Annotated in this window: 22 protein-coding genes; 9 read left to right on the forward strand and 13 right to left on the reverse strand. The window is 36.6% G+C overall.

Features of this window, described 5'->3' with window-relative positions; all coding sequences use genetic code 11:
• Nucleotides 1–307 precede the first annotated feature (307 nt).
• Nucleotides 308–2,797, forward strand: a complete 2,490-nt coding sequence (locus ACKU4N_RS12270) for a CoA-disulfide reductase (RefSeq protein ID WP_321316611.1) — start codon at nt 308–310, stop codon at nt 2,795–2,797.
• A gap of 577 nt (nt 2,798–3,374) precedes the next feature.
• Here ACKU4N_RS12270 and ACKU4N_RS12275 read toward each other — a convergent pair.
• The 4 genes from ACKU4N_RS12275 to ACKU4N_RS12290 all read right to left on the reverse strand — a co-directional run bounded on the left by ACKU4N_RS12275 (nt 3,375) and on the right by ACKU4N_RS12290 (nt 6,736).
• Nucleotides 3,375–3,752, reverse strand: a complete 378-nt coding sequence (locus ACKU4N_RS12275) for a hypothetical protein (RefSeq protein WP_321316612.1) — start codon at nt 3,750–3,752, stop codon at nt 3,375–3,377.
• Nucleotides 3,753–3,800: 48 nt separating this feature from the next.
• Nucleotides 3,801–4,778 carry a deoxyhypusine synthase family protein gene (locus ACKU4N_RS12280; RefSeq protein ID WP_321316613.1) on the reverse strand — a complete coding sequence of 326 codons (978 nt, stop codon included), beginning with the start codon at nt 4,776–4,778 and terminating at the stop codon, nt 3,801–3,803.
• Nucleotides 4,779–4,890: 112 nt separating this feature from the next.
• Nucleotides 4,891–6,297: a type III PLP-dependent enzyme domain-containing protein gene (locus ACKU4N_RS12285; protein WP_321316614.1), complete on the reverse strand. Its 1,407-nt coding sequence runs from the start codon at nt 6,295–6,297 to the stop codon at nt 4,891–4,893.
• A gap of 190 nt (nt 6,298–6,487) precedes the next feature.
• Nucleotides 6,488–6,736: a hypothetical protein gene (locus tag ACKU4N_RS12290; RefSeq protein ID WP_321316615.1), complete on the reverse strand. Its 249-nt coding sequence runs from the start codon at nt 6,734–6,736 to the stop codon at nt 6,488–6,490.
• 637 nt (nt 6,737–7,373) lie between these two features.
• On the opposite strand from ACKU4N_RS12290, the gene ACKU4N_RS12295 reads away from it, so the two are divergent.
• The 3 genes from ACKU4N_RS12295 (at nt 7,374) to ACKU4N_RS12305 (ending at nt 9,036) form a co-directional block, all read left to right on the forward strand.
• The gene (locus ACKU4N_RS12295) at nt 7,374–7,748 is read left to right on the forward strand and encodes a VOC family protein (RefSeq protein ID WP_321316616.1); all 375 of its coding nucleotides are present in this window, start codon (nt 7,374–7,376) and stop codon (nt 7,746–7,748) included.
• Nucleotides 7,749–7,751: 3 nt separating this feature from the next.
• On the forward strand, nt 7,752–8,501 hold the full coding sequence (locus tag ACKU4N_RS12300) for a patatin-like phospholipase family protein (protein WP_321316617.1): 750 nt from the start codon (nt 7,752–7,754) through the stop codon (nt 8,499–8,501).
• Between the two features lie 85 nt (nt 8,502–8,586).
• The gene (locus ACKU4N_RS12305) at nt 8,587–9,036 is read left to right on the forward strand and encodes a C-GCAxxG-C-C family protein (RefSeq protein WP_321316618.1); all 450 of its coding nucleotides are present in this window, start codon (nt 8,587–8,589) and stop codon (nt 9,034–9,036) included.
• 37 nt (nt 9,037–9,073) lie between these two features.
• Here ACKU4N_RS12305 and ACKU4N_RS12310 read toward each other — a convergent pair whose 3' ends face one another.
• The gene (locus ACKU4N_RS12310) at nt 9,074–10,387 is read right to left on the reverse strand and encodes a cysteate synthase (RefSeq protein WP_321316619.1); all 1,314 of its coding nucleotides are present in this window, start codon (nt 10,385–10,387) and stop codon (nt 9,074–9,076) included.
• Nucleotides 10,388–10,753: 366 nt separating this feature from the next.
• On the opposite strand from ACKU4N_RS12310, the gene ACKU4N_RS12315 reads away from it, so the two are divergent.
• The 4 genes from ACKU4N_RS12315 to ACKU4N_RS12330 all read left to right on the forward strand — a co-directional run bounded on the left by ACKU4N_RS12315 (nt 10,754) and on the right by ACKU4N_RS12330 (nt 15,005).
• A complete protein-coding gene (locus tag ACKU4N_RS12315) occupies nt 10,754–11,743 on the forward strand; it encodes a Gfo/Idh/MocA family protein (RefSeq protein ID WP_321316620.1) in 990 nt (329 codons plus the stop codon).
• Entirely contained in the window at nt 11,736–12,203 is a 468-nt protein-coding gene (locus tag ACKU4N_RS12320; RefSeq protein WP_321316621.1) for a hypothetical protein, read from the forward strand. The genes ACKU4N_RS12315 and ACKU4N_RS12320 overlap by 8 nt, the downstream gene beginning before the upstream one ends.
• A gap of 320 nt (nt 12,204–12,523) precedes the next feature.
• Complete coding sequence (locus ACKU4N_RS12325) at nt 12,524–14,146, forward strand: AMP-binding protein (protein WP_321316622.1); 1,623 nt, start codon at nt 12,524–12,526, stop codon at nt 14,144–14,146.
• 289 nt (nt 14,147–14,435) lie between these two features.
• Complete coding sequence (locus ACKU4N_RS12330) at nt 14,436–15,005, forward strand: acetate uptake transporter (RefSeq protein ID WP_321316623.1); 570 nt, start codon at nt 14,436–14,438, stop codon at nt 15,003–15,005.
• Between the two features lie 201 nt (nt 15,006–15,206).
• Here ACKU4N_RS12330 and ACKU4N_RS12335 read toward each other — a convergent pair whose 3' ends face one another.
• The 6 genes from ACKU4N_RS12335 to ACKU4N_RS12360 form a co-directional block, all read right to left on the reverse strand.
• Nucleotides 15,207–15,521 carry a putative quinol monooxygenase gene (locus ACKU4N_RS12335; protein WP_321316624.1) on the reverse strand — a complete coding sequence of 105 codons (315 nt, stop codon included), beginning with the start codon at nt 15,519–15,521 and terminating at the stop codon, nt 15,207–15,209.
• A gap of 152 nt (nt 15,522–15,673) precedes the next feature.
• Entirely contained in the window at nt 15,674–16,435 is a 762-nt protein-coding gene (locus ACKU4N_RS12340; RefSeq protein ID WP_321316625.1) for a DUF2202 domain-containing protein, read from the reverse strand.
• 124 nt (nt 16,436–16,559) lie between these two features.
• Nucleotides 16,560–17,000, reverse strand: a complete 441-nt coding sequence (locus ACKU4N_RS12345; protein WP_321316626.1) for a hypothetical protein — start codon at nt 16,998–17,000, stop codon at nt 16,560–16,562.
• 86 nt (nt 17,001–17,086) lie between these two features.
• Nucleotides 17,087–17,620: a periplasmic heavy metal sensor gene (locus ACKU4N_RS12350; RefSeq protein ID WP_321316627.1), complete on the reverse strand. Its 534-nt coding sequence runs from the start codon at nt 17,618–17,620 to the stop codon at nt 17,087–17,089.
• On the reverse strand, nt 17,613–18,050 hold the full coding sequence (locus ACKU4N_RS12355; RefSeq protein ID WP_321316628.1) for an anti-sigma factor family protein: 438 nt from the start codon (nt 18,048–18,050) through the stop codon (nt 17,613–17,615). Before ACKU4N_RS12355 ends, ACKU4N_RS12350 begins: the two co-directional genes overlap by 8 nt.
• 46 nt (nt 18,051–18,096) lie before the next feature.
• Entirely contained in the window at nt 18,097–18,672 is a 576-nt protein-coding gene (locus ACKU4N_RS12360) for an RNA polymerase sigma factor (protein ID WP_321316629.1), read from the reverse strand.
• A gap of 874 nt (nt 18,673–19,546) precedes the next feature.
• On the opposite strand from ACKU4N_RS12360, the gene ACKU4N_RS12365 reads away from it, so the two are divergent.
• Nucleotides 19,547–20,191: a PQLLE family protein gene (locus ACKU4N_RS12365; RefSeq protein WP_321316630.1), complete on the forward strand. Its 645-nt coding sequence runs from the start codon at nt 19,547–19,549 to the stop codon at nt 20,189–20,191.
• 146 nt (nt 20,192–20,337) lie between these two features.
• On the opposite strand, the gene ACKU4N_RS12370 is transcribed toward ACKU4N_RS12365, so the two are convergent.
• Nucleotides 20,338–21,624, reverse strand: a complete 1,287-nt coding sequence (locus tag ACKU4N_RS12370) for a glycoside hydrolase 5 family protein (protein ID WP_321316631.1) — start codon at nt 21,622–21,624, stop codon at nt 20,338–20,340.
• Nucleotides 21,625–21,673: 49 nt separating this feature from the next.
• A complete protein-coding gene (locus ACKU4N_RS12375) occupies nt 21,674–24,190 on the reverse strand; it encodes a beta-mannosidase (protein ID WP_321316632.1) in 2,517 nt (838 codons plus the stop codon).
• Nucleotides 24,191–24,332: the final 142 nt, after the last annotated feature.

The following is a 24,332-nucleotide window of genomic DNA, read 5'->3' on the forward strand; positions in this document are numbered from 1 at the left end:
ATAATATTATCTCAATTGTTGTCAATGCGAATCATATTTCTTTAGCAGAGATGAATAATGCCTAACAAATCAAACCCTATAATGGGAATATTCTCATTTAATGATTTTTAACACTACCGAAAATAAACCGCTATCCACTCTACAACAACATCTTAACACAATGCAATCGATTTAACATGCTGAGCAACATGTTAAAATTACGCATTGCATTGGTGCTAAATTTTACTGAAAGATTACTTTTGCATTGTAGATATGTGGATATCTACATATAATAATTGCAACAAAATAACTTTTAGAATATATAACAATGGCAAAATACTTAATAGTTGGCGGTGTAGCAGGAGGAGCAACAACAGCTGCCCGTTTGCGCAGAATGGATGAATCAGCAGAGATAATCATGTTCGAAAGAGGCGAACATATTTCCTATGCAAATTGCGGTTTACCCTACTATGTTGGTGATGTTATTACAGAGAGAGAAAATCTGTTGCTGCAGACTCCTGAAAGCTTTAAGAAAAGATTAAATGTCGATGTTCGAATTAATAACGAAGTAGTAAGAATTGATCGTGAAAATAAATTAATAGAAATCAACGACCTCATCAACAATACAAGCTATACTGAAACCTTTGATAAATTGGTTGTTTCGCCAGGAGCAGAACCAATAAAACCACCAATTCCTGGTATAAAAGACAAAGCAATTTTTACAGTTCGAAATGTAAATGACACAGACAAAATTAAAGCTTACATCAACGAAAACAAACCAAAGAAAGCTGTCGTTGTTGGAGCGGGATTTATAGGTCTGGAAATGGCTGAAAACCTTCATCATTTAGGTATGATGGTTACCATAATTGAAATGGCAGAACAAGTAATGACGCCTCTTGATTACGAAATGGCAGCTGTTGTGCATCAACATTTGAAAACTAAAAATGTTGAATTTTATCTTAATGATGGCGTTAGCCAGTTCAAAAGAGATACGGATCATCTTGAGATCCATTTGCAATCGGGTAGAAAAGTGGACGCTGATATGGTTATCCTTTCGATCGGTGTTAAACCTGAAACCAAATTAATTAAAGAAGCAGGTATTGAGTTGGCTCCTAACGGAGGTATTAAAGTAAACGAATACCTTCAAACCAGCGATCCTAATGTTTATGCTTTAGGTGATGCTATTGCTTTCCCTCATCCTATTACCGGTAAATATACAAATGCATACCTGGCAGGTCCAGCCAATAAGCAAGGTCGAATTTTAGCAAACAATTTGGTTCTGGGACACAAACAATCATATAAAGGTTCCATTGCAACTGCCATAGCCAAGGTATTTGATCTCACCATTGGATCAACTGGATTGGCCGAAAAGGTTCTTAAAAAGGAAGGCATTTCATATGTTTCTAATATTACTCATGGAGGATCGCATGCAGGATATTATCCGGGAGCAATGCCTACAAGCATAAAAATCACTTTCGATCCCAAAAATGGAAAATTATATGGTGCTCAAATAATTGGATATGTAGGTGTTGATAAGAGAACCGATTTAATTGCAACGGTGCTTAAAAAAGGTGGAACAATTTACGATTTGCAAGAAATAGAACATGCTTATGCTCCCCCCTACTCATCGGCGAAAGATCCTGTAAATCAAGCAGGATTTACTGCAGGAAATATTATTGAAGGTTTGGTGAATATTATTCATTGGGATGAATTGAACCAATTGCATGCAGCAAACAATTTCATATTAGATGTTCGTACTCCTGACGAATTTGAACTAGGTCAAATTGAAGATGCCGTAAATATTGAAGTAGATCAAATAAGAAATCGCCTTGACGAAATCCCAAGAGATAAAAAAATAATCATCTATTGCGGGGTTGGTTTACGTGGCTATTTTGCAGCAAGAATATTAATGCAAAAAGGATTTTCGGAAGTTTACAATTTAAGTGGAGGCTACAAAACCTACGAACATGCCACTTGCAAACAAAGTAACGAAGATATTTTTGAATCGAGTTATATTGCTAAAGACAGCCATATTTACCGAGGCAAACCAAAAACCGCTGAAACTGTAACTGAAGCTAAGCCGGATATAAAAACAATTGAAGTAGATGCCTGCGGTTTGCAATGTCCTGGCCCAATTATCAAACTAAAAAAAGAAATAGACAAACTTGAAAATGGCGATCGTTTATTGCAAAAAGTAACGGATCAGGGATTTATGAAAGATGTTGCATCGTGGTGTAACATGACAGGAAATAAATTAATTTCCCTTGAGTCTGATAAAGGAATTATATCTGCCCTTATTGAAAAACAGAAGAAAGATGAACAATGTTCTGTTTTAAACGGTAGCCTGGCAAAAAATAAAACCATGGTTGTTTTTTCTGATGAATTAGATCGGGCTTTGGCATCACTTGTTATTGCTAATGGAGCGGCTGCCACAGGAAATAAGGTAACCCTATTCTTCACTTTTTGGGGCTTAAATGTGATTAAAAAAGCTCAAAAACCTAAAGTTCAAAAAGATTTGATGGGCAAGATGTTTAGCAAAATGATGGCAAACAGTGCAGATGATTTGAAGCTGTCAAAAATGAATATGATGGGTCTAGGTTCTAAAATGATGAAAAAAAGAATGATGGCGAAAAAAGTAGACTCCCTTGAAGATTTATTAAAAACAGCTATGGAAAATGGTGTTGAGATGATTGCTTGTCAAATGTCGATGGATGTAATGGGAGTTGATAAGGATGAATTGCTTGAAGGTGTTTCTATTGGAGGTGTAGCTACTTATCTTGAAGAAGCTGAAAAATCAAACATTAATCTATTCATATAAACAATATCGTCACAGTAAAATAAAAGGGTTGTTTCCATAATGAAACAACCCTTTTTATATTCTGAACTTTTGAAAATTCGAACGGCAGGTAATATTTTAAATAACAAAAAAATTTATTTGGATTAGTATTCCTTAAACCCCACATTTTTCGAGATAAAACTTCCTTTTTTACTGGAATTTGCGCCTTTAATTTTGTAATTTAAATGCTCAATTAACTTAAAGGAAATTCTATTTAAAAACGATTCTCACTCTCTCAAATTTCAAAAGAAAATTTATACAATATATTTTTCATTGCCCTCAACCAAATTTAAGAAACTTAAACTCGATGGTGCGAATTGATTAAATTAGAAAAAACTAAGTTGACTTCTCTCCGGTAGCAGAGAAAAACATTTAGTGGTTAGTGGTTGACTGAAATAGCAGGATTTCCTAGTCCCTTAATTTATTAAATTCTGCTATTTCTTTAAACTTTAGAGAATAGGAATACATTCGATTCAAAAAAAGGCGGTAAAATCAAAATACATGATTTTACCGCCTTCTCTAATTATTTTATTTCTGTTGGGAATAAACGGCTAAACGTCTATTCATCATCCATATCATCCTCATCGTCCGCAATAGTATCGACTTCCTCGTCATCGTCAGACATTAAAAAATCGGAATCAGAATCGGAGTATTTATCTTCATAGGATTCCTTCTTACTATCCAGTAGGTTTCCATCATCGTCAAAATCGTCATCATCTTCGATAAGTTCCTGAGCTTTACGAACCGACATACGAACCATGTATATTTTATCCTCCGTCTCAAATGGCAAAGCACTTACCATTTCATTCTTATGATTTCTGAATTCAATCAAATTATCCATATATCCCTCAGGATAATACAATTTTATTTGTTCCTGTATCTCCTGACTAAGCTTTTCGTAGCTCTGGATTACTCTCGGTTTATTGCTGCTCTTCATACAATAATTTGTTTATCGAAAAATGGAAATATTTTGGTTTATTATTAATTACCAACCTAATAGATATGCGAAAACCAAGGGTGCTACTATTGTAGCATCTGATTCAATGATAAATTTAGGCGTTTCAATACCTAACTTACCCCAAGTAATTTTCTCGTTTGGAACAGCGCCCGAATATGATCCGTAACTTGTTGTAGAATCAGAAATTTGGCAGAAATAACTCCAAAAAGGAGTGTTTGTTCTTTCCATATCCTGATACAACATAGGAACTACACATATTGGAAAATCTCCCGCTATACCACCGCCAATTTGGAAAAACCCAATACCTTGGTCTCCTGCATTATTGGTATAATAATCAGCCAACCAAGTCATGTATTCAATTCCTGATTTCATAGTCGACGCCTTCAATTCTCCTTTTAAGCAGTAGGATGCAAAAATATTTCCCATAGTAGAATCTTCCCAACCAGGAACTACAATCGGAAGGTTTTTCCTGGCTGCTTCGAGCATCCAACTATTTTTAGGATCAATTTCATAATATTGCTCCAACACTCCTGAAAGCAACAGTTTATACATAAACTCATGTGGAAAATATCTCTCCCCATTATCTTCAGCTGCTTTCCAAATATTATAAACGTGTTTTTGTAATCTTCTAAAAGCTTCCTCTTCCGGAATACATGTATCTGTTACCCTATTTAAACCTTTCTCCAACAAAGCCCATTCGTCCTCTGGAGTTAAATCTCTGTAATGAGGCACTCTTTTGTAATGCGAGTGAGCAACCAGATTCATGATATCTTCTTCTAAATTTGCTCCGGTACAAGTGATAATATGAACTTTATCCTGACGAATCATTTCAGCCAATGATCTTCCTAACTCGGCAGTACTCATAGCACCACCAAGAGTAATCATCATCTTCTTTCCTTCCGATAAATGCTTTTCGTAAGCAACTGCAGCATCAACCAACGCGGCTGAATTAAAATGTCTGTAATGTTCAAGTATGAATTTAGTAACGGGTCCTTTATTTTGCATGATTTTAAAATTTATAGCAAAGCATTATACTATCTGGCAATTAAAAAAGTTAGGCTTATTATACCTCTTGCAGTGCCAATTCTACAATTTTATTTGTGAAACAATTACTTCTTTATTTTTTGTATCCTAAAAGTTTAAACATCTCATCGGCAGATTGTTCATTACGATAAACGTAATCGAAAAAATTGCCTTTTTCATCTCTATCAATAATAACGTGCTTTGGTGATGGGATCAAACAATGCTTAATACCTCCATATCCGCTAATTGCATCCTGATAAGCTCCGGTATGGAAAAAACCAATATACAATGGTTCCTTCTCATCATTGGAATAGCTCGGGAGCAAAACCTCCTGATTTAAATCTTCAGAATTGTAATAATCCGAGTGATCACAGCTAATTCCACCGATATTTACACGTTTGTATTCATTTTTCCATTTATTGATGGGTAATAAAATAAATTTCTCGTGAATAGACCATGCATCAGGAATGGTATTCATTAAACTATTATCAATCAGATACCATGATTCGGTATCGTTTTGTTGTTTCTGCTCCAGTACTTTAAACACAATCGCACCACTTTCTCCAACAGTATATTTACCAAATTCGGTATAGATATTCGGTTCAGGAATTTCATCCTTCATGCAGGCATCCTTTATGTTGGAAATAATTTCATTAATCATATATTCGTATTGGTACTCGAATCCAAGATGGTTACGTATTGGAAAACCACCACCCAAATTAAATGAATCCAGACTCTCACTATCCTTTTTTAATTCTGAATATACCTTTAATGCCTTCTGAAATTCACCCCAATAGTACAAACTATCCTTAATTCCTGAATCAACAAAGAAATGAAGCATTTTCAGCTCAAACTTTGGATTGTTTTTAATTCTGTCGTTGTAAAAATTAATAATTTCGTTACTGCGGATTCCCATTCTGGAAGTATAATAGGCCGATTGTGATTCCTCATTAATGGCCATTCGCAAACCGACTTTCACAACCCGGTCTTTTGCCAATATCTCCAGTCGGTCTAATTCCTGTACACTATCGAAAATGATGATGCTGTTTTTAAAACCAACCTCCTGCATTTCCAGAATTTTTTTCAAATACTCATCCGTCTTGTAACCATTGTGAACAATTATTCGATCGAAATCAATTTTTTTATCTCTATGAAGATTTAAAATTAAATCAATATCAAAAGCTGATGATGTCTCAAGATTAACATTATGCTTTAATGCTTCGCCAATTACATGGGCAAAGTGATTGCACTTTGTACAGTAACAATACTCGTAAGAACCTGCGTAATTATTTTTTTTTATCGCTTTATTGAAAAGATTCCGGGCTTTTTTTATTTGGTCTCCTATTCGGGGAAGGTAAAAGAATCTAAATGGAGTACCATGTTTTTCTATAAGGTATTTCATAGAAATGCCTTGAAAGGTGAGATAATCATCGCGTAAATCAAAGCCTTCCTGAGGAAAATAATAGCTCTGTTCAATCAAATCAAAATAGGTATTTTTCATTTACGTATTCATAAAATATTTTTGTTGTTACTAACTGCCTTAATTTGCAAATAAAACCATTTTTTCAAAGAAATATCCACTTCCTAAAAAAAAAATCACGTAAGAACTTATTTTTTTTGCTTAATCTTCCAAAACACCAACAAATTCAACCAGTTCCGGATTCTTGCTCATTCTAAGAGAGTCACAAAAATCATGGCTTAATCTCATTCTCTGCATCCTGATCTTCGAGTTTAACCTTTTTTAATCCTTCAACGAAAGTGTAAACCAGTCCCATTACACTTAAAAAGCCCAACACCTTAATGTATTGTTTAAGTACCGACTTTGATTCCACAGTCCAATCATAAGTTAGATCAGGAAAGCCATTAATGATCAACACACTAATAACCGAGAGAAATAAAACTACTGCCAGCACAACAACTACTATCACCTTTTTACTCATTATCAAAATATTACGTTGCAATGTGAAACCACTTTAAGTTAAGAGTCACCTTAAATCACTTGGTAATATAATAAAATATCACCTTAATTGAGTCAACTTCCTTTATTCCTTTGTCTGCTTTTTTCTGAGGTAAAGTCCAAAAACATTACTAAGTAATGAATTTAATATTTCGCATAGTGCGAAGGCAGATTCAAGCTATCAACCAAATATTATAACACATGATGGATAAAATTAGTATTCTGAATACATCCATAAATATCAAATAAAACATGATTAAACCGAAAGAATTCCAGAGTTGAATTACAAAATGTATTTTGAGAAAAGATTGAATAATCTGATGGTATTTAACAATAATATCTGAAGGAATATTAACTTATTCCGATGCAGGTTGATATTGAGACATTAAAAATCAAATATTATGCTTTTATTATTTGCTAACCGCTGTTAACCGTTGCTAAAAAAGAGATCAAAACCAGTATCCGAAAAGGCATTATCAAAATTCACAAACTCTATTTTTTTTGATTAAAAGACGAAATTAAAATAGATAAATTAGAATCAAATGAGTAATTTATGGATTGATAAATTCAATTCTGAAACACTCTATTTTTAACACTCTATTAAAGAATAATCAACCGATATGAAAAAGCATTTTTTAGGCTTACGAACTACCATATACAAAACAAATGAACTCACAAAAGCTAAAAACTGGTACTCCAAAGCTTTTGAAACTTCTCCCTATTTTGATGAAGATTTTTACATTGGATTTAATATCGGTGGATTTGAATTAGGCCTTTTGCCGGAGACAGATTCAAATGTTTCGAAAACAGATAATGTTTTATCATACTGGGGAGTTGATGATATTAACAAAGCATTCTCACATTTAATAGAAATGGGTGCTGTAGGTCATGAACAACCTACAAATGTAGGGGGAGAACTTTGGGTAGCAAGTGTAAAAGATCCATGGGGAAATGTTATTGGCATCATATACAATCCGGATTTTAAAGCCCAGTAATCGATGAAAATAGGAATAGCACTAGGAGGTGGAGGCGTTCGGGGCTTTGCTCATTTGGGTGTATTAAAAGCACTCGAAGAGAAAGGAATTCGTCCCGATCTAATTTCCGGCGTTAGTGCGGGAGCAATAATTGGTGCTTTTGTTGCCTCAGGCTACACTTATGAAAAAACGCTGAAGATTTTAAAAAATAAGAGTCTGATGGCCTACTCCAAATTGCATTATCCTAAATATGGATTGTTTGGTTTGGATGGATTAAAAGAAGACATTCAAAAACACATTAAAATCAAGAAAATTGAAAATTTACAAATTCCGTTATTTGTTACAGTATCGAATTTAAACGATGGCAGGGTTGAATATGTTAAGGAAGGAGATTTAAGCACTTATCTTTTAGCCTCGGCCAGCATTCCTGTACTCTTTGCTCCTGTTCTGATTGATGGCAAAATGTATTCCGATGGCGGACTATTCGACAACCTTCCTATTTCTCCCTTATTGCAAAAATGCGATGTAATTATTGCTGTAAATGTGAGTCCGGTTCATAAAATTGAAAAGTTTGATAATCTGGTTCAGGTGGCATCCCGAACTTTTCAGTTAGGAGTTCACTCAAATAGTATTCGTCACAAAGAAAGATGCTCTTTATTTATTGAGCCAACCGGCTTGCGGGAATATGAAATTCTGAATGGAAATCACGCTCAGGAAATTTTTGAATTGGGATACAATTACACAAAAAGTTTAGAAATCGCTCCGTTTGAATAAATGACAAATAGAAATTATCCCAAACCAATAATTTTAACTTCAACAAAGAAGATATTGTATTGCAAATCCTATCAAAATCACTCTCATGAATTCAAAAGCAACTCAAGCTTTAGAGGCATTTCAATCGGGAATGAATTGTGCCCAGTCGGTGCTGTTGCCATATGCCAACGATTATAAATTTGATGATAATTTGGCTTACCAAATTTCAAGTGGATTTGGGGATGGAATGGGAAGGCTTCAAAAAACCTGTGGTGCTGTTAGCGGTGCATTTATGGTTTTGGGAATTCATAACTGCAAAAAATACAGCAACCATCAGCTCCAAACTGAAAACAATCGAATTTTAATTCAGGAATTTAATCGCAAATTTGTACTAAAGCACAACTATACAAATTGCAATGAACTAATAGCCTGCAATCTAAATACCGAAGAAGGACAGGCTTACGCTGAAAAAAATAATATAAAAGAAAGAATCTGTGAAAAATGCATAATCGATGCCATCGAAATTGTAGATTCACTGATTAATAACTTCAAATAGATTTCAATAAAAAAGCAGGCCTTAAGCCTGCTTCTTTTTATATTATTTCCGAAGACTCTATTTTAAAGAGCTTCTCCAACACCTCTTTCAGTGAATCTAGTTCCGGATTAATTTCGAAGATATGAGATGGTTTCAGATAACAAACCTCTTTTTCTCTTTTAAAACGCTCTTCGCCTCCTCCGGTTATATTCAGCATGATGCAAGCCTTTTTATTGATATTTCCTTCCTGCACATATTTAATTAAACTGGCTACAGCAACAGCAGAAGCAGGATGAATATCATTTCCTTCAGTCTCTTCAAATATTTTGGCCGCTTCCATTGCTTCATCGTTAGTAGCCTTTAACACATCACCACCCGCGTCCTTCATCGCATCAAACATCCCTCCAACAATTGAATAAGGAGGTTTGCGATTCGACAACACTTTGGCCAGGATTTCTTCCACTTGTTTTCTCGCCAAATTATCGTCCAATGGCAACATTTCCCTCGAATCAGCTTTCCATGCATCATACATCGGTAAAAATGGAGCATTCTGAGACACCATCAATTTCATTTTATTGGAACCAAAACGACCGTCTTCAATAAAGCGAAGATTAGCTTCCCAAGCAGCAATTGCTCCTGTTCCGCTGCCAACAGCCTGAAAATAATAATCAGGAATTTTGCCAATCTCTGTTACCGCAGAAAGAACAGTAGTTCCCATTCCATCTCTTCGAGCCACATTTTTAGCTCCGCCTTCAGTAATGAAACCGTCCAGCTGACAGGCCAGATTCGATAAATGAATCGCATCAAAATAATCGCTTCCCGATTTTGTTGCAATCAATCTAACATTCTCCTCAATTGGCTCATCGAACCAAAGCGCATCAATATTATCCTCAGGAACACAAAGCAGCAAAGGAATACGATTATCGGAACATACTCTTGCAAATGCACGGGCAGTATTTCCTGCAGATGCAACCACAAGTACTTGTCCCGTGTCACTCAACCTGCCACTTACCGAAAAAGCCTCTGTTTCTTTAAAAGAGCAGGTTCTAAAATTTGCTCCTTTTTCGGGCCAGTATCCACTAAATGTGATATATAAATTTTCTAAACCCAAATATTTAGACAATCCTTCACTCTTATAAGTTGCCGGAGCAGATGATCCTTCCAATATTCTGTGGACAGGCAACCAATCGGCGAACTTATAAATTCCCAATGAGTTATCCTTAAGTTCAAGTTGCCTTTTTTGATATTTAGTTCTTATCAAACAAGCTTTTTCTTCAGCAGGAGCATCCAAAGTCCACCCTTCATCTTCAAATTTATTTCCTGTCTGTAAAGACTCAAGAATATATTCAGTAGCTCGAAAATCTATAGCCATTTTTTCATGTTTTGATTTTGAAAGCATAAAAATAGACATTTTGGATGGCTTGATAAACTTTTTTTAACTATTTAGAAACATTTCCTCTAAGCTTTCCAATCAATTCCTTCCAATAAAAAATGCGAACAGAATTAATTACAGCTGACATTCAACAGCTTGATTAAAAAAAAACACAAAATGCCCAATTCAGACTTGCAATTTATTCGATTAATAAAAAACACATTCAAACAATACTGTTTTTCATTTCACTTTTTGGCACAAAAGCTTATATTTAACAATCAGAAATTTTATTTGCAAATCATGGTTTTTCATAAGAATTAATTTCTATATTCTTATGAATAAAACATTTGGAAAACACATATTTTTATGACTATTAAATGGGGAATTTTAGGTGCAGGAAAAATAGCAAAGAAATTTGCAGAAGATTTTAAAGTTGTTACAAACGGTACTATTTTAGCTGTTGCATCAAGATCACAGAACCGCTCCAACGAATTTGCGAATGAATTTGAAATTCCGGAAGCATATTCTTCCTATGAAGAAATGGTGAAAAATTCAGATATCGACCTTGTGTACATTGCTACGCCTCACAATTTTCATTTGGAACATGTCAGGCTCTGCCTGAATAATGGAAAATCTGTATTGTGCGAAAAACCGGTCACAGTAAACTCAGCGGAATTTACCATTCTTCAAAATTTGGCCAAAAAAAAGAACTTATTTTTTATGGAAGCTCTTTGGACCTATTACCTGCCGGCCATTATTAAAGCCATAAATTGGATTCGGGAAGATAAAATAGGCGAAATTAAACAAGTACAGGTAAGTTTTGGTTACACTGGCAATATGGATGAAAAAATGCGGTTGGCAAATCCAGATTTGGCGGGTGGTGCCTTATTGGATATTGGAATATATGGTATTGCCATGGCTGAGTTGGTGTTTGATGAGGAAATTGAAGACATACAGGCTATGGCTCATTTTTCTGAAACAGGTATTGATGATTACAACAGCATTCAATTGAAATATAAAAGTGGCGGAATCGCACAAATTTCAAGTTCTTTTGTTTCCGAACTTAAAAACGAGGCCGTAATATACGGTACCAAGGGACGAATAGAAATCCCTCAATTTTGGATGGCTAAAAAAGCGTTTTTGATAAGTCCTGATGAAAAATTAGAGTTTATCAATAACGAATTGCAACTTGGGTACAATCATGAAGCTTTTGCTGTAAATGAATTACTAAAAAAAGGAGCAATTGAAAGTTCTGTAGTACCTTTAATAAAAAGTAAAAGCATATTATCAATAATGGATCAAGTAAGGAAACAAATTGGTTTAAAATATCCGTTTGAAAAGCAATTGTATGAATAAAAACGACATCATATTGGGCAAAGGTATCTTAGGAATTCAATTTGGCATGCTTCGTGCCGAAGTTGAAAAAATACTGGGAAACGCAGATGATGTTGGAGAATATTCCCTTTCTCCTGACGAAGTAAGCATCACTCTTTTATATATTGACAAAGGGCTTAGCTTCACGTTTGAAGCTATCGATCAGTACAGACTTAGCTATATCTCGGTTCTCAATGAGCAGTACAGTATTTTTCAATTTATTAAAGTTGGTTTGAGCAAAAAAATGCTGCTGGCTGAATTGGAACTTTTTCAACTTGGAGAGCCAGAATTTGAGGACGTTGGTTCAGAAGAATTTCCAACTCATGAATTGATATTTTTCCCTAATGAAAATCTGCATCTTTGGCTGGATAACAATCAAATTTCAGAAATCCAATTTGGCCCTTTCTTTGATGATTTTAAAACAATTATATGGGAAGATTAATAATCTTCCTTTTTTATTCTCATCATTCATATAAATTGTGTCTTTCGGGTTTTCTACCAAAATTTAAATCCATTCACAAGCCAATAAATGTTCCACAATCACTATGACAGCTGTTGCCTGCTAAAATATTTTTTATAAATTGCGCCCATATTAAAACAAGGAGTTACGGCTCTATCACAACTTTTATTACTTCCTAATCAAAAAAGTTTAGCCGGTTCCGGCAAACTACGAAAGATGGTTTTTCAATTGTTAATTGATGTATTACTGATAATCACATCACGGGTTAATTGTGTTCAATTGGCTCATTTACACATAAAAGAATGAACAAACTATCTTACGAGCACGGAAGCTCGAATGTGCCTCTTTTAGGCGAAACAATTACTGAACGACTTCGCAAAACGGTCGAATTATTTGGCGATAGAGATGCCTTAATTGTACCTTATCAAAATTACAAAGCAACATATCTTGAGTTTTGGCAACAAATTGAGGACGTTGCAAAAGGATTACTTGCATTTGGTGTAGAAAAAGGAGACCGGGTTGGAATATGGTCGCCAAACAGACACGAGTGGGTAATTGTTCAATTTGCCACAGCCAGAATTGGCGCTATTCTGGTAAATGTTAATCCGGCCTATAAATCAGCAGAACTTAAATTTGCCCTTCGTCAATCAGAAATTAGTATTTTGATTATGTCGGAAGGATTTCGAAAAACCAGCTACATCGAAATTATTCAGGAGGTGAGACAATCCTGCATTCATCTAAAGCAAATTGTAATTTTAGATCGGGATTGGCATGCGGTGATTGAAGCTGGCAAGAGAATTTCAACATCTCAAATCGAAGAAATAGAATCTCAACTTCAGTTTGATGATCCAATCAATATTCAATACACTTCAGGAACTACAGGTTTTCCAAAAGGAGCCACTTTAACGCATCACAACATTTTAAACAACGGTTACTTTATTGGTGAGCGATTGCATTACAATGAAACGGACCGCGTTTGTATACCGGTACCGTTTTACCACTGCTTTGGAATGGTATTAGGCAATATGGCATGCATTACGCATGGTTCTGCTATGGTTATTCCGGGTGAGGCATTCGAAGCTGAAACCGTATTGCAAACCGTTCAAAACGAAAAATGCACCTCACTTTACGGCGTCCCTTTGATGTTTATTGCGGAACTCGAACATCCTAATTTTAAAAAATATGATTTAAGCAGTTTGCGCACCGGTATTATGGCGGGAGCATCCTGTCCTGAAAAAGCAATGCTTGAGGTTCAGGAAAAAATGAACATGAAAGAAGTAGCCATTTGCTATGGCATGACAGAAACCTCTCCTGTTTCCACTCAAACATTTGTTAATGATGAATTGAGTAAACGAGTAGGAACGGTTGGTAAGGTTCATCCTCATCAGGAAATTAAGATTATCAATCCCGAAACGGGAAAGATTGCTGCACGTGGCGAAAATGGTGAATTCTGCACCCGGGGATACTCCGTAATGCTTAAATATTGGAACAACGAAGAGGCAACCAAAGCGGTTATCGATAATGCCGGATGGATGCATACCGGTGATTTGGCAAGCATGGACGAAGACGGTTACGTAACCATTACGGGTAGAATAAAAGACTTGATTATTCGCGGTGGTGAAAACATTTCTCCGTTCGAAATTGAAGAATTCTTTCATTCTCACGAAAGCATTAGCGAAGTATATGTAATTGGTGTACCCGACTACAAATACGGCGAAGTTGTAATGGCTTGGGTGAAGTTTAAAGAAGGCAAATCGGCCACTGAAGAAGAACTTAGAGATTATTGCAAGGGACAAATTGCGACTTACAAAATCCCAAAATATTTTAAATTCACAAGCGAATTCCCAACTACCGTAACGGGGAAAATCCGTAAAGTTGAAATGAGAGATATTTCGAGTAAAGAATTGGAGTTGGTTGGACGATAAAATATCCCCAATTTTAACTAGACACAATCCTCATGTATGTATTTACATGAGGATTGTATTCTTTCTGTGCTTCCCTCCTCTTTTTCAGACCTTTTATTATCATTTCCTTTCAATCAAAATTCTATTTCCCCAATAATAATGATGCTTATTCCTTAATTATCATGAGCTTACAGATTACAAAACAAAAATACAGCCTAAAAGCATGTTTTATAACTACTTAGATAGAGTACCAGCCTTTTGATCAAATTGCTAGTTTTGCGATCTGAAAAATCAGAATAAAAATATAAAGATGAGCAACGTAAAATTAGGTAATCCGGCTGTAGTCGGACTTGGTGGGTTTGGATTGACAACCCTTTTATTGCAGTTTCATAACATTGGATTGTGTGGATTAGGTCCTGTTGTTGCAATGGGATTTGTTTTTGGTGGACTGGCACAGCTTATGGCTGGTATGCTCGAGCACAAAAACGGCAACAATTTCGGTTTTGCAGCATTTTCCGGTTACGGTTCATTTTGGATTGGTTTAGGTGTTATCTGGCTGATGAATTTTTACGGAGTATACAAATCATCGACCACTGATGTTGGATATTACCTGGTTGCATGGACCTTATTTACTGTTATTTTATGGGTAGCATCATTCTTTATTCATGCTGCAATGGCTACCACTTTTACTACATTACTTATTGGTTTCATTCTTTTGGACTTAGGTCATTTTGGATTTCCAATTTTAGATGAGGTAGCTGGATACGAATTGATTATTTGTGCATTATGCGCTTGGTACATGATGGCTGCCATCATTATTAACGACGTTGCTGGTCGTACAATTTTGAAAATGGGTCAACCATGGATCAAAGCAAAATAATATTCTCTTAAATTCAACTCATTTCGAGTAGAGTTTAACTGAACTAAAAAGAGGTAAACCGAAATTTTCTCAAATCAGATCGGTTTGCCTCTTTTTCTGTCTCAACTTTTTACCACAAAGTACTTCACAAAATAACAGGAAGTACTCCTTTCCTTTTTCTTACTTTGTGCACCTTTGCGTTTCCTTTGCGGTTAAACCAAGCTAGGGCAGTATCTGCTTATGCAGGCTCACATCAAATTCCTTAACGTGATCAGGCTTGCCATCATTAAAAAAGTCTGTAATATATTTTTGACTGCAATGCTCATCGAAAGTTTTCTGATCGTAAAACTTCTCTACAAAAGTAATTACATGCGGATTATCGATACTCTGATTTAATTCATATCGGATGCAGCCTCCCTCCTGATGCGTTGGCAATAGTAAAGCATGTAAATTTTTGATTAACTGATCGGCCTCGCCCTCATTCGCAATAAATCTGGCAATACAAACCAACTGAGTTTCATTTTTTCTAATTTCCATATCTGTTTTTTATGTTTTGATTCTTTCGAAATTCAAACTTAAGAAAAATTTCAGAAACGATTATCCCTTCTGCCAAGAACAAAAGGCCATTGATATTGCATCAACAGCCTTTATTTTCGAGATTACCCTACAATCTTTCTAAACCCGGAAAATCAATTCCATCCGTTTCCGTTCCCTTTACCATTTCTGTATTTATTTTGATAATCATTCAAACAACCATTGCCGCGTTCGGTATCCGAATTAATGATCTCATTAAAATTATCCTCACCTAAAACTGTAGGCTCATAAACTACACCATAAGTACTTAACACCCGAACAAATGCCCGCAAATGATTTCGTGAACCTCTCTGCAAATTATCATATACCAAAAGAATATCCTCATTTTCAGTTTCAGCCATCAAATCCTCTAAATCTTTAATATCCACTTCCTCAATTAATGCGCCTGCCTTTAAGGCTTCTTCAACTGACAATTTTCCTTTTTCGATTAATTCATCATACAAAGCCTGCAGGGTCTCATTTTTGTATTCCCCCGCAATTCCTGTTGATGGATCTTCAATCCCGAATAAGTTCAATAAAGTTAATACTGCTGCTGCATGAGTTGATTCCGAACGGGTAATATTGCTGAAAATCCTTACATCATACAAATCAGCAAACAAACTGTATACATCATGAGCCAGCAACTCCTCTTCGCGCATCAACAACAAGCCCTCCTGCTCACTTTCCCCGGCAACTGTTGTTTCCAAACTCAATACCGTTTTTAAGTTCACAGCAATCATATCGGTATATCCTTCGGCCGATACTTCAACCAAGGGCAAATTTGCCAAAGCTTCTGTTCCTCCATCCTCATTATCGCAGGCAAAAAAGCCAAAGGTCAGCACAAAAGCGATCAAAATTTTTGTCATTCTATTTTTCATCTGTTTATAATTTTAAGTTTTTGTCAGATGGAACTTACCATATAATCATTTCCCTGTGTGTAGAAAGCTTTATATATGGACGTTTCATGATTTCTAAATTTTAGTTTCAATTTTATAGTATTTATTACCAGTTTCCACGACCTTGCCTGCCTCTTCGGCCTTGTCCGCAGCCATTACCGCAACCTCTTCCCCGTCTTCCTTTTCCCGAAAAACACTGTGCATTCGGGTTTCTGTTTTGCAGGTATTGCTCACGCTGTTCAGGAGTAAGCACTGCACTTACAGCATTGGTATGTTTGCTTAATTCTGCCTGCATTTTTTCTCTCACATTTGCTCTGTCGCTATCACTTACAGCGGCCCTTCTTTCGGCACGCAAAGCGTCCATCACTTTCAAATGATCTGCTCTCAAATCGGTCAACTGTTTGTTCTGTTCAACCGTTAAATTTGAAATCTGACTGCAATCATTTGCCCTGCGTCTGTTTTGTGCAAAACTGTCGGCTGCAGGAATTGTAAACATGATTACCATTAGCAGTAATCCTAAATTTTTAACTAAATTTTGTGTTTTCATGATCTTTTTTTTATTTAATTTTTTGACATACTTCTCCCGGGATGCAATAAAAATCACTTCCTAAAAAGAATATCTATAATAAAACTCTATTGATTTCTACCACCGGGACCATTGCCATGTCCCCAGCCTCTTCTTCTGCCTTTCGGTGTTTTCACCTCTTCATCCTTTTGCAGCAACCGACTAAACAAATCGAATAATTTGGCCTGCTGCTCTTCATTCAATTCACTCTTCATATCCAAATAAAACTGAACGGTTGCCAATTTCAACTCCCTATGCATCTCGCCAATCTCACCGGCAATATTTTTCAGTTCCAGAGTATCGCAATTTTTATTTCCCAATTGCTGAACCATTTCCTGCCGCAAGCCATTCAACTGATTCATGATCTGATTCGCATCCTGATTGTACTTCCTGTTCAGCGATCGAAAAATAATCCTCTTCTCCTCATCCAATCCCAATTGCTCTTTAAGAAACCTTGTTCTGAATTCATCCGGCATTTCCACCTTATTTTCAACAATTTTCTTCTCCTGCTGCATGTGATACCAAAACGAACCAATCGTTGACAAATTAACTGCCAGTAAAATTAAAGCCAGCCACATCCAAATTTTATTCGCTTTATTCATGATATCCATCGTTTAAAAAAAACAATTCAATGGTTTCGTTATCTATTTCGTTAAAATAGGGATCAATCAAATTCGATTGCTGAATATTTTCAGTATCCGAAGCAAAATTTGCTCCCATAAAAATGCCCGATCCAATAGCCAATACAAACAGGATACTCACAAAGGCAGGCATTAATAGTCTGGTAAAAACCGGCTGATTGGCTTTTCTTTGCTCTTCCTTAAAACGGTTCATCGTTTTTGATACAAAATATGGATTCGGCTGTAAAAATTTCTCCTTCTCAATAACTCCCATAGCCGACTGAAGTAAAACCAAGCGATCGGAACATGAACTGCACTTCGACAAATGATTTTCCACCTGCAGCATTTCATCTTTCAAAAGTTCCTTTTCCAGATAAAAAATTAATTTGCTATTTACCTCGTTGCATTCCATTTGTATTGTTTTTAGTATTGGACACCACTCTTAATAAAAACTTGCGCTACTTCTTAAACTTTTCGTAATACCCGATGAGTTTTTTCTGCAAATTCGATTTTGCCCTAAACAGCAGCGACTCTACCGACGATTTCGAAATCTGCATCAACTCAGCAATTTCTGCATAGCTCAGTTCCTCATACTTACTCAATGTAAAAGCAATTTTCTGATTTTCGGGCAAAGCATCCAAAGCTGCATGAATCGCTCTGGCATGATCCTTTTCCTCCAAATATCGATCGGGATTCACAAAACCCGACCCCTCTTGTATTTCTTCCTTCTTTCCCTGAAAAAAATCTTCGATCCGACTAAAGAATTTTCTTCTTTTACTGGTCCGAATTGCATTTAAACTGCGCGTAATAGTGATTCGGTACAACCAGGTTTTCAGACTCGACTCGCTCCTAAAATCAGCTATCGAATGATAAACCTGTATAAATACATCCTGGGCAATGTCTTCAGCATCCGTCTGATTGTGAATCATCCCCATAGCTGTATTCACCACCATTGCCTGATAGGTCTCTACAAGCTGGCGAAATGCAGTTTCGTTTCCGGATTTAAGTTGTTCAACCAAGTCCTTTTCAATCATAGTAAAATTACTTCGATGCTGATTCTGTGAATTTAAATGCTTAGACACCCATTCGCAAATAAACTTGCGCTCTTCCACGAAAAAAATTTCTGAAATATTGTATTTGTAAAATTTTCACTGCAAACAAATAGCTGTCACAGAGCCGGAACAAAGCACTATCTGCACTTTCATTGCCATAAATACCGCTTCCCCTAAAGGGAAAATTCACAATAAGCAAATCTTTAAACTACATTCCAACGACGAAAACTTATTTCATAACTGTTATAGTTTATACTCTCCTTTTTAAAACCACTCATTTGGTCGGTTAGCATACATTCTTTTCCTATTTCCATTTTCTTGACTTTTTGTGTCAAGCTATTTCAGGATAAACTACTTTCCCTTGCCTAAAAGTGCTTCCCCCTGCCATAAAGCGCATTCCCGATACCAAAAAGTGACTTCCCGATGCTCAAAAGCGACAATTTGTCGGAAAAAGCATCTTCCCGAGCCTAAAAAGCACTTTCCCTGTGCTCAAAAGTGAATTCCCAATACATAATAGTGAAGAACCACAGCACCATTGTATTTCTCACTCTTCCAATTCAAAAAAAACATTCTTTTTACATAAATTCTAAACTACGAAACAAAACAAATTCAACTTATGTTTTGTTTTGTTTTGTTGTAATTAATTATTACTTTCAGAATTCGAATGAAATACCTACAAATAATTACAACACTGAAATAAGAAACTTTACAACAATAAAAAACACTTTCACAACAATAAACAAACAATAACACAATATAAAAAGAGCCTAAACAACAACATTAAAACAAGTAAATATATTATTTATCTTAAGATATAAACAACCAAAAAAATTAACCCTGAAAAAAAGAGATTGTTATGCCAAAGAGTTTACAAAAATCATTAGAAGAATGTAGAATACTCGTATATGGTTTATCGGGTAACGAAGCTATTAAAACACGAATTGCATCAATTTATCCAGAAAAGCGCATTTTGGCTGGAATAAAGCTTTACGAAAATGCAAAAGCAGCTTTCGAAAGCCAATCTTCGGAAAAAATTGAATCGACAGAAGCAAATCGTGAATTTAAAATTGTTTACGACAAAATATATGAAGAATTGGTGAAGATCCGTAAAGCCGGTCGTTACTTCTTCAAAAATAACGCTGAACTAAACACTCTTCTTCGTTTAAACAAAGAGGTTCCGACTAATTATGCTGACTGGAAAAACCTATGTAATGAAACTACAAATGCCATTCTTCAGCACGTTGTAATTCAGGATAAATTAGCATTGGTTGAGTTAGGCCCTGAAAGAATCACTGAAATGGCACAGCAATTGGAAAAAATTGATGAGCTGAAAATAAAAGCGGAAAAAGAGGATGGTGAAGCTCAGGTTGCCACGGTTCGAAAACAAGTGACTTTTAACGAATTAATGATCTACTGTTCGGATTTACGTGCCTGTTTGGATCTGTTTTACGAAAAATCGGAACGCCAAACATTGGAACAGCTTGGAATATTGGTTAGATAGGAACTACTACACATCTATATTTTCAATCATGCCCCAATTGCTTTACGGCGGTTGGGGTTTTTACAAAAAGAAAGACGCGATTACAATCGCGTCTTTCTGATGTCTCATTGCTTCTGTTTTCCCAAACACGAACTGTGGATGAATGACTAAAATTTAGATTCACAGCATCGTTTTATGATTGCAAGAGTTGTAGAATCTTTATCATACACTCCATACCATCCCTGCAATTCGTGAGGAGGATCCCCTAAATAAGTATCGCCCTTTTTCCAGAATTCTCCCGGATGTAGAGGTCTTCCTTCTCCTGAATAGGACCAAAAATTTACACCTCTCACCATTCCATTGTTCTTTATGGATTCATTGACTTTGTTGAAAATAAATTCGAAAAAACGATCACGGCAATTGGTCGTTGTGTCGGGAGAAAAAGATGAACCATCGCGGGCAATTCCAAATTCTTCGAGCACTATTGGCTTTTGAAGTTTTTTAGCTGCATCTACATGAACATCCCAATAAGAATTTACCTTTTGAAGCATTTCAGTGTATACCGAATCGCTTTGTTCGGGACTATACCAACCCCAGTTTTGTGCCCAGATGTGCATGGTTATGTAATCGATATTTGAATCGTTGTTGTCAATTAAAACATTAACACCGGAAACCAAATCGGCCGTATTTCCTTCGGTACCCAAACACACTAAATGATTTGAATCAAGGCTTTTGATATAGGCTGAAGTGGCACGCGTCCATTTCTGCAATTGCTTAGGCACATCGTAACCCCGTGGTTCGTTCGCCAATTGCCAGGCCATAATCACAGCATCATCTTTATAGGCTTTTCCGCTTATCGAATTAATTCTGCCAATAATGGTTTTAATATGATTCTTCATCATCTCCTGCGCCGAATCGTTGCTAAAAAACTGTTTGGAGTAGTCGGTGAACTGCTGCCACGAAGTTGGAGGCTCCTGAGGATAGGGAACTTCACCCATACCTGCCCAGCGCAGATACTGAGGAAATCCCCCACTCCAGGTCCAGAAATTACCAAGCACCATAACCGCTTTCATCTCTCTTTTTCCCATTTCGGCAAGCAGGAAATCCAATCCTTGCCATATATCATTGTTATACACTCCAGGAGCTGTTTGTAAGGCTGGATGGATACAGTAGCGCATAGAAGAGTCCGCTTCACTTGCAGCCAATATCCGCAAATTCGTAATCCCTAATTCCTTCATCTCATCCAGTTCCCTTAGCAATCGCTGCTGATCGCCCGATTGAGGCGCTCCCAGATTCATTCCCTGCCAATAATTGGCTCCTTTAAAGCTATATTCCTTTCCGTTTAGCGTGAATCCATTGTTAGCCACTTTAACAAAGTTGGCTTCATTTTTTTGCTGACAAGCAGAAAATACGATGAGCATGCCGGCTAATAAAAAGAGTAGAGTTTTGTTCATAATTATTATCAATTAAAGCACCGATATTTTTTAGGTGCTGTGGTTTTTCTTACTCGGAAATTTGCTGCAAATGCATTATTTGCAAATCGCTTTGCTTTGGCACATCCGAACCCGATAATTCTATGCTTCGTTTTTCGCCCGGCAGTAAATCAAAGTAATTATCGGAACATCTAATATCTGAATCCTTAAAATTCAGATATAAATCGCGAACTAATTTATCGGCTGAAACTTCCATAAAGTGCCTGCCTTCTTTTTCAATCAATTGTACGTCAATTTTAGCTTCGGGCAAAAGCTGATCTTTTGGTTTGGCAAAATAGTACCTGCCGTCAGCCAGAAGCTGATCCTCTGCTCTTACTTCCATTTGCAGCACAACCAACTTTTTATCGAATTTACCAAGTAGATCAGCAAGACTGCTTTTGAAAAGTACCGAACTGGTATTGGCTTTCAAATCAACATAAATTTCCTGTTTGAACAATTGTTCTCCTTCAAAACTGATCAGATTCAGACTCAAAACACCCTTCTTCCCAACCAATAAATCTGAAACACCATAAATGGACAGAGTATCATTTTTTGCAAAAGCAGATACCAAAACGGGTTTATATGCTTTTCGAAGCATGTAATGCATGGCTTTCCATTTGTGATAATAATCGGTACTGCTCCAACTGGCAACCGGCCAGCAATCGTTAATTTGCCAGTAAAGAGTTCCCATACAGTAAGGTCTGGCCCGTCGGTGTGCCTCAACAGCAGTTTTAATTCCCCTTGCCTGCAATACCTGACTCATGTATAGAAATCCCTCAAAATCAGTGGGTACTTTGTAATCCCAACCCATGTATTCTTTAATGCGTAAATTACCTATTCCGCTTCGCTGATGAGAAGCCATCACTTCCGATTCGATGTTGTAATCCTCCGGTAAGGTGTACTTTTTCACTGTTTCGAAATCGGGGAAAGATTGAAAACCATATTCGCTCATGAAACGAGCTTTGTATTTGTCAAAATCCTCGAACGGATGCAATCCGTGCCACACGCCCCAATAGTGCATATCTCCGCTTCTGCTATTGTAAGCAGCATGCTTTTCGGGTTCGAATCCTGCCTGAGGCGACGATGGCCAATAGTCATCTCCATCGGTATATTTATGAACTGCATCCGGTAAAATGTCATGGAAAATATCCATGTATGCCTTTTGAATTTCTTCCCGTTGTTCTTCGGTATATAGTTCTTTCCAACCCCAACCAGATTTGGAAAAATAACTCCATGCTGTATTTATTTCGTTGTTTCCACACCAAAGGGCAATGGATGGATGATTGCGCAAACGCACAATATTGTCCTTGGCCTCCTGTTTCACATTTTCCAAAAATTCCTCATTGCCCGGATACATGGAGCAGGCAAACATGAAATCCTGCCAAACCATGATGCCGTTTTTATCGCACAGATCATAAAAGATATCGTTCTCGTATGTGCCGCCGCCCCAAACCCGAAGCATGTTCATATTGGCATCTTTTGCATCAGCAATAACTTTTTCGTAATCGGCTTTGCTAACCCGTGGCAAAAAACTATCGTTGGGAATGTAATTTGCGCCTTTTGCAAAAACAGCAACACCATTCAATTCAAAATAAAATGACTCTCCTGCCTCATCTTTTTCCTGAACCAACTTCAGACTTCTTAATCCTGTATTTACAACATATTTGGCCATTACAAAATTGTCCTTTACCAACTGAGCTTCGAATTGATACCTATTCGGCTCTCCCAATCCGTTCGACCACCACAATTTCGGATTTTCGATATTGAATGGAACAGAAATCAAATTGCTTCCTTTTTCAATTTCAACCTGCTTAGTCAGCAATTCCTTGCCGGTAGATTGATCTTTTATGATTACTTTTCCTGTAAAACCTTCGTTTGCTTCCAGAGTAAAATCAGCTATCAGTTTTGCTTCTTCCTTCTTCACAGATTTTTGCTGAATGAACACATCTACAATACGAACTTCATCCCAGGCTTTAAGCTCAATTGGCCGCCAAATACCGGAAGTCACAAAACGCGGCCCCCAATCCCAGCCATAATGATAACCGGCTTTACGTGTAAAAACCGATACCTTGTTATCGCCCAAACCACCGTTTTCTGATTGATCGTTGCTTGCTGGATATGTATAAGCTGATGCCTTTAATAATTCCAGTCCTTTTTTTATCGGTGAATGAAAATAAATACGCAGTTGATTCTCTCCGACTTTTGCCAGCTTTTTGATATCGATTTCCCATTCCCGAAACATATTATCGGCTTCCAGCAGCAACGAATCGTTAACATACACATCGGCATAAGTATCCAGTCCTTTAAAATCGAGAAGTAGATTTTGCTTGTTCGTTTCCTTTTCGGATAATTGAAAAGAACTGCTGTATTCCCAATCCCCTTTATCAATCCATTGCTGACTTTTCTCGTTTGTACGATAAAACGGATCTTCAATCTGTTTATTCGCAAGCAAATCGGTGTGAATGGTTCCGGGCACTGCCGCTTTTCCTGCCAACTCACCATTTGCCTGATGATAAGTCCAGTTGGAGTTTAATTCCCTTGTTTCCATGTTTTGAATTTCATTGGGTTGACATGCATTGAATAGTCCCGTAAAAAATAGTAATACAATTAAATTCAACCTGTAATTGTTCATGAGATGGTTGTGCTTTTGACAAAGTTTGTTAAATCTATTAGTTCCTACGAACGTTCAT

It is taken from the genome of Labilibaculum sp. (genome assembly GCF_963664555.1).
GTDB lineage: Bacteria > Bacteroidota > Bacteroidia > Bacteroidales > Marinifilaceae > Labilibaculum.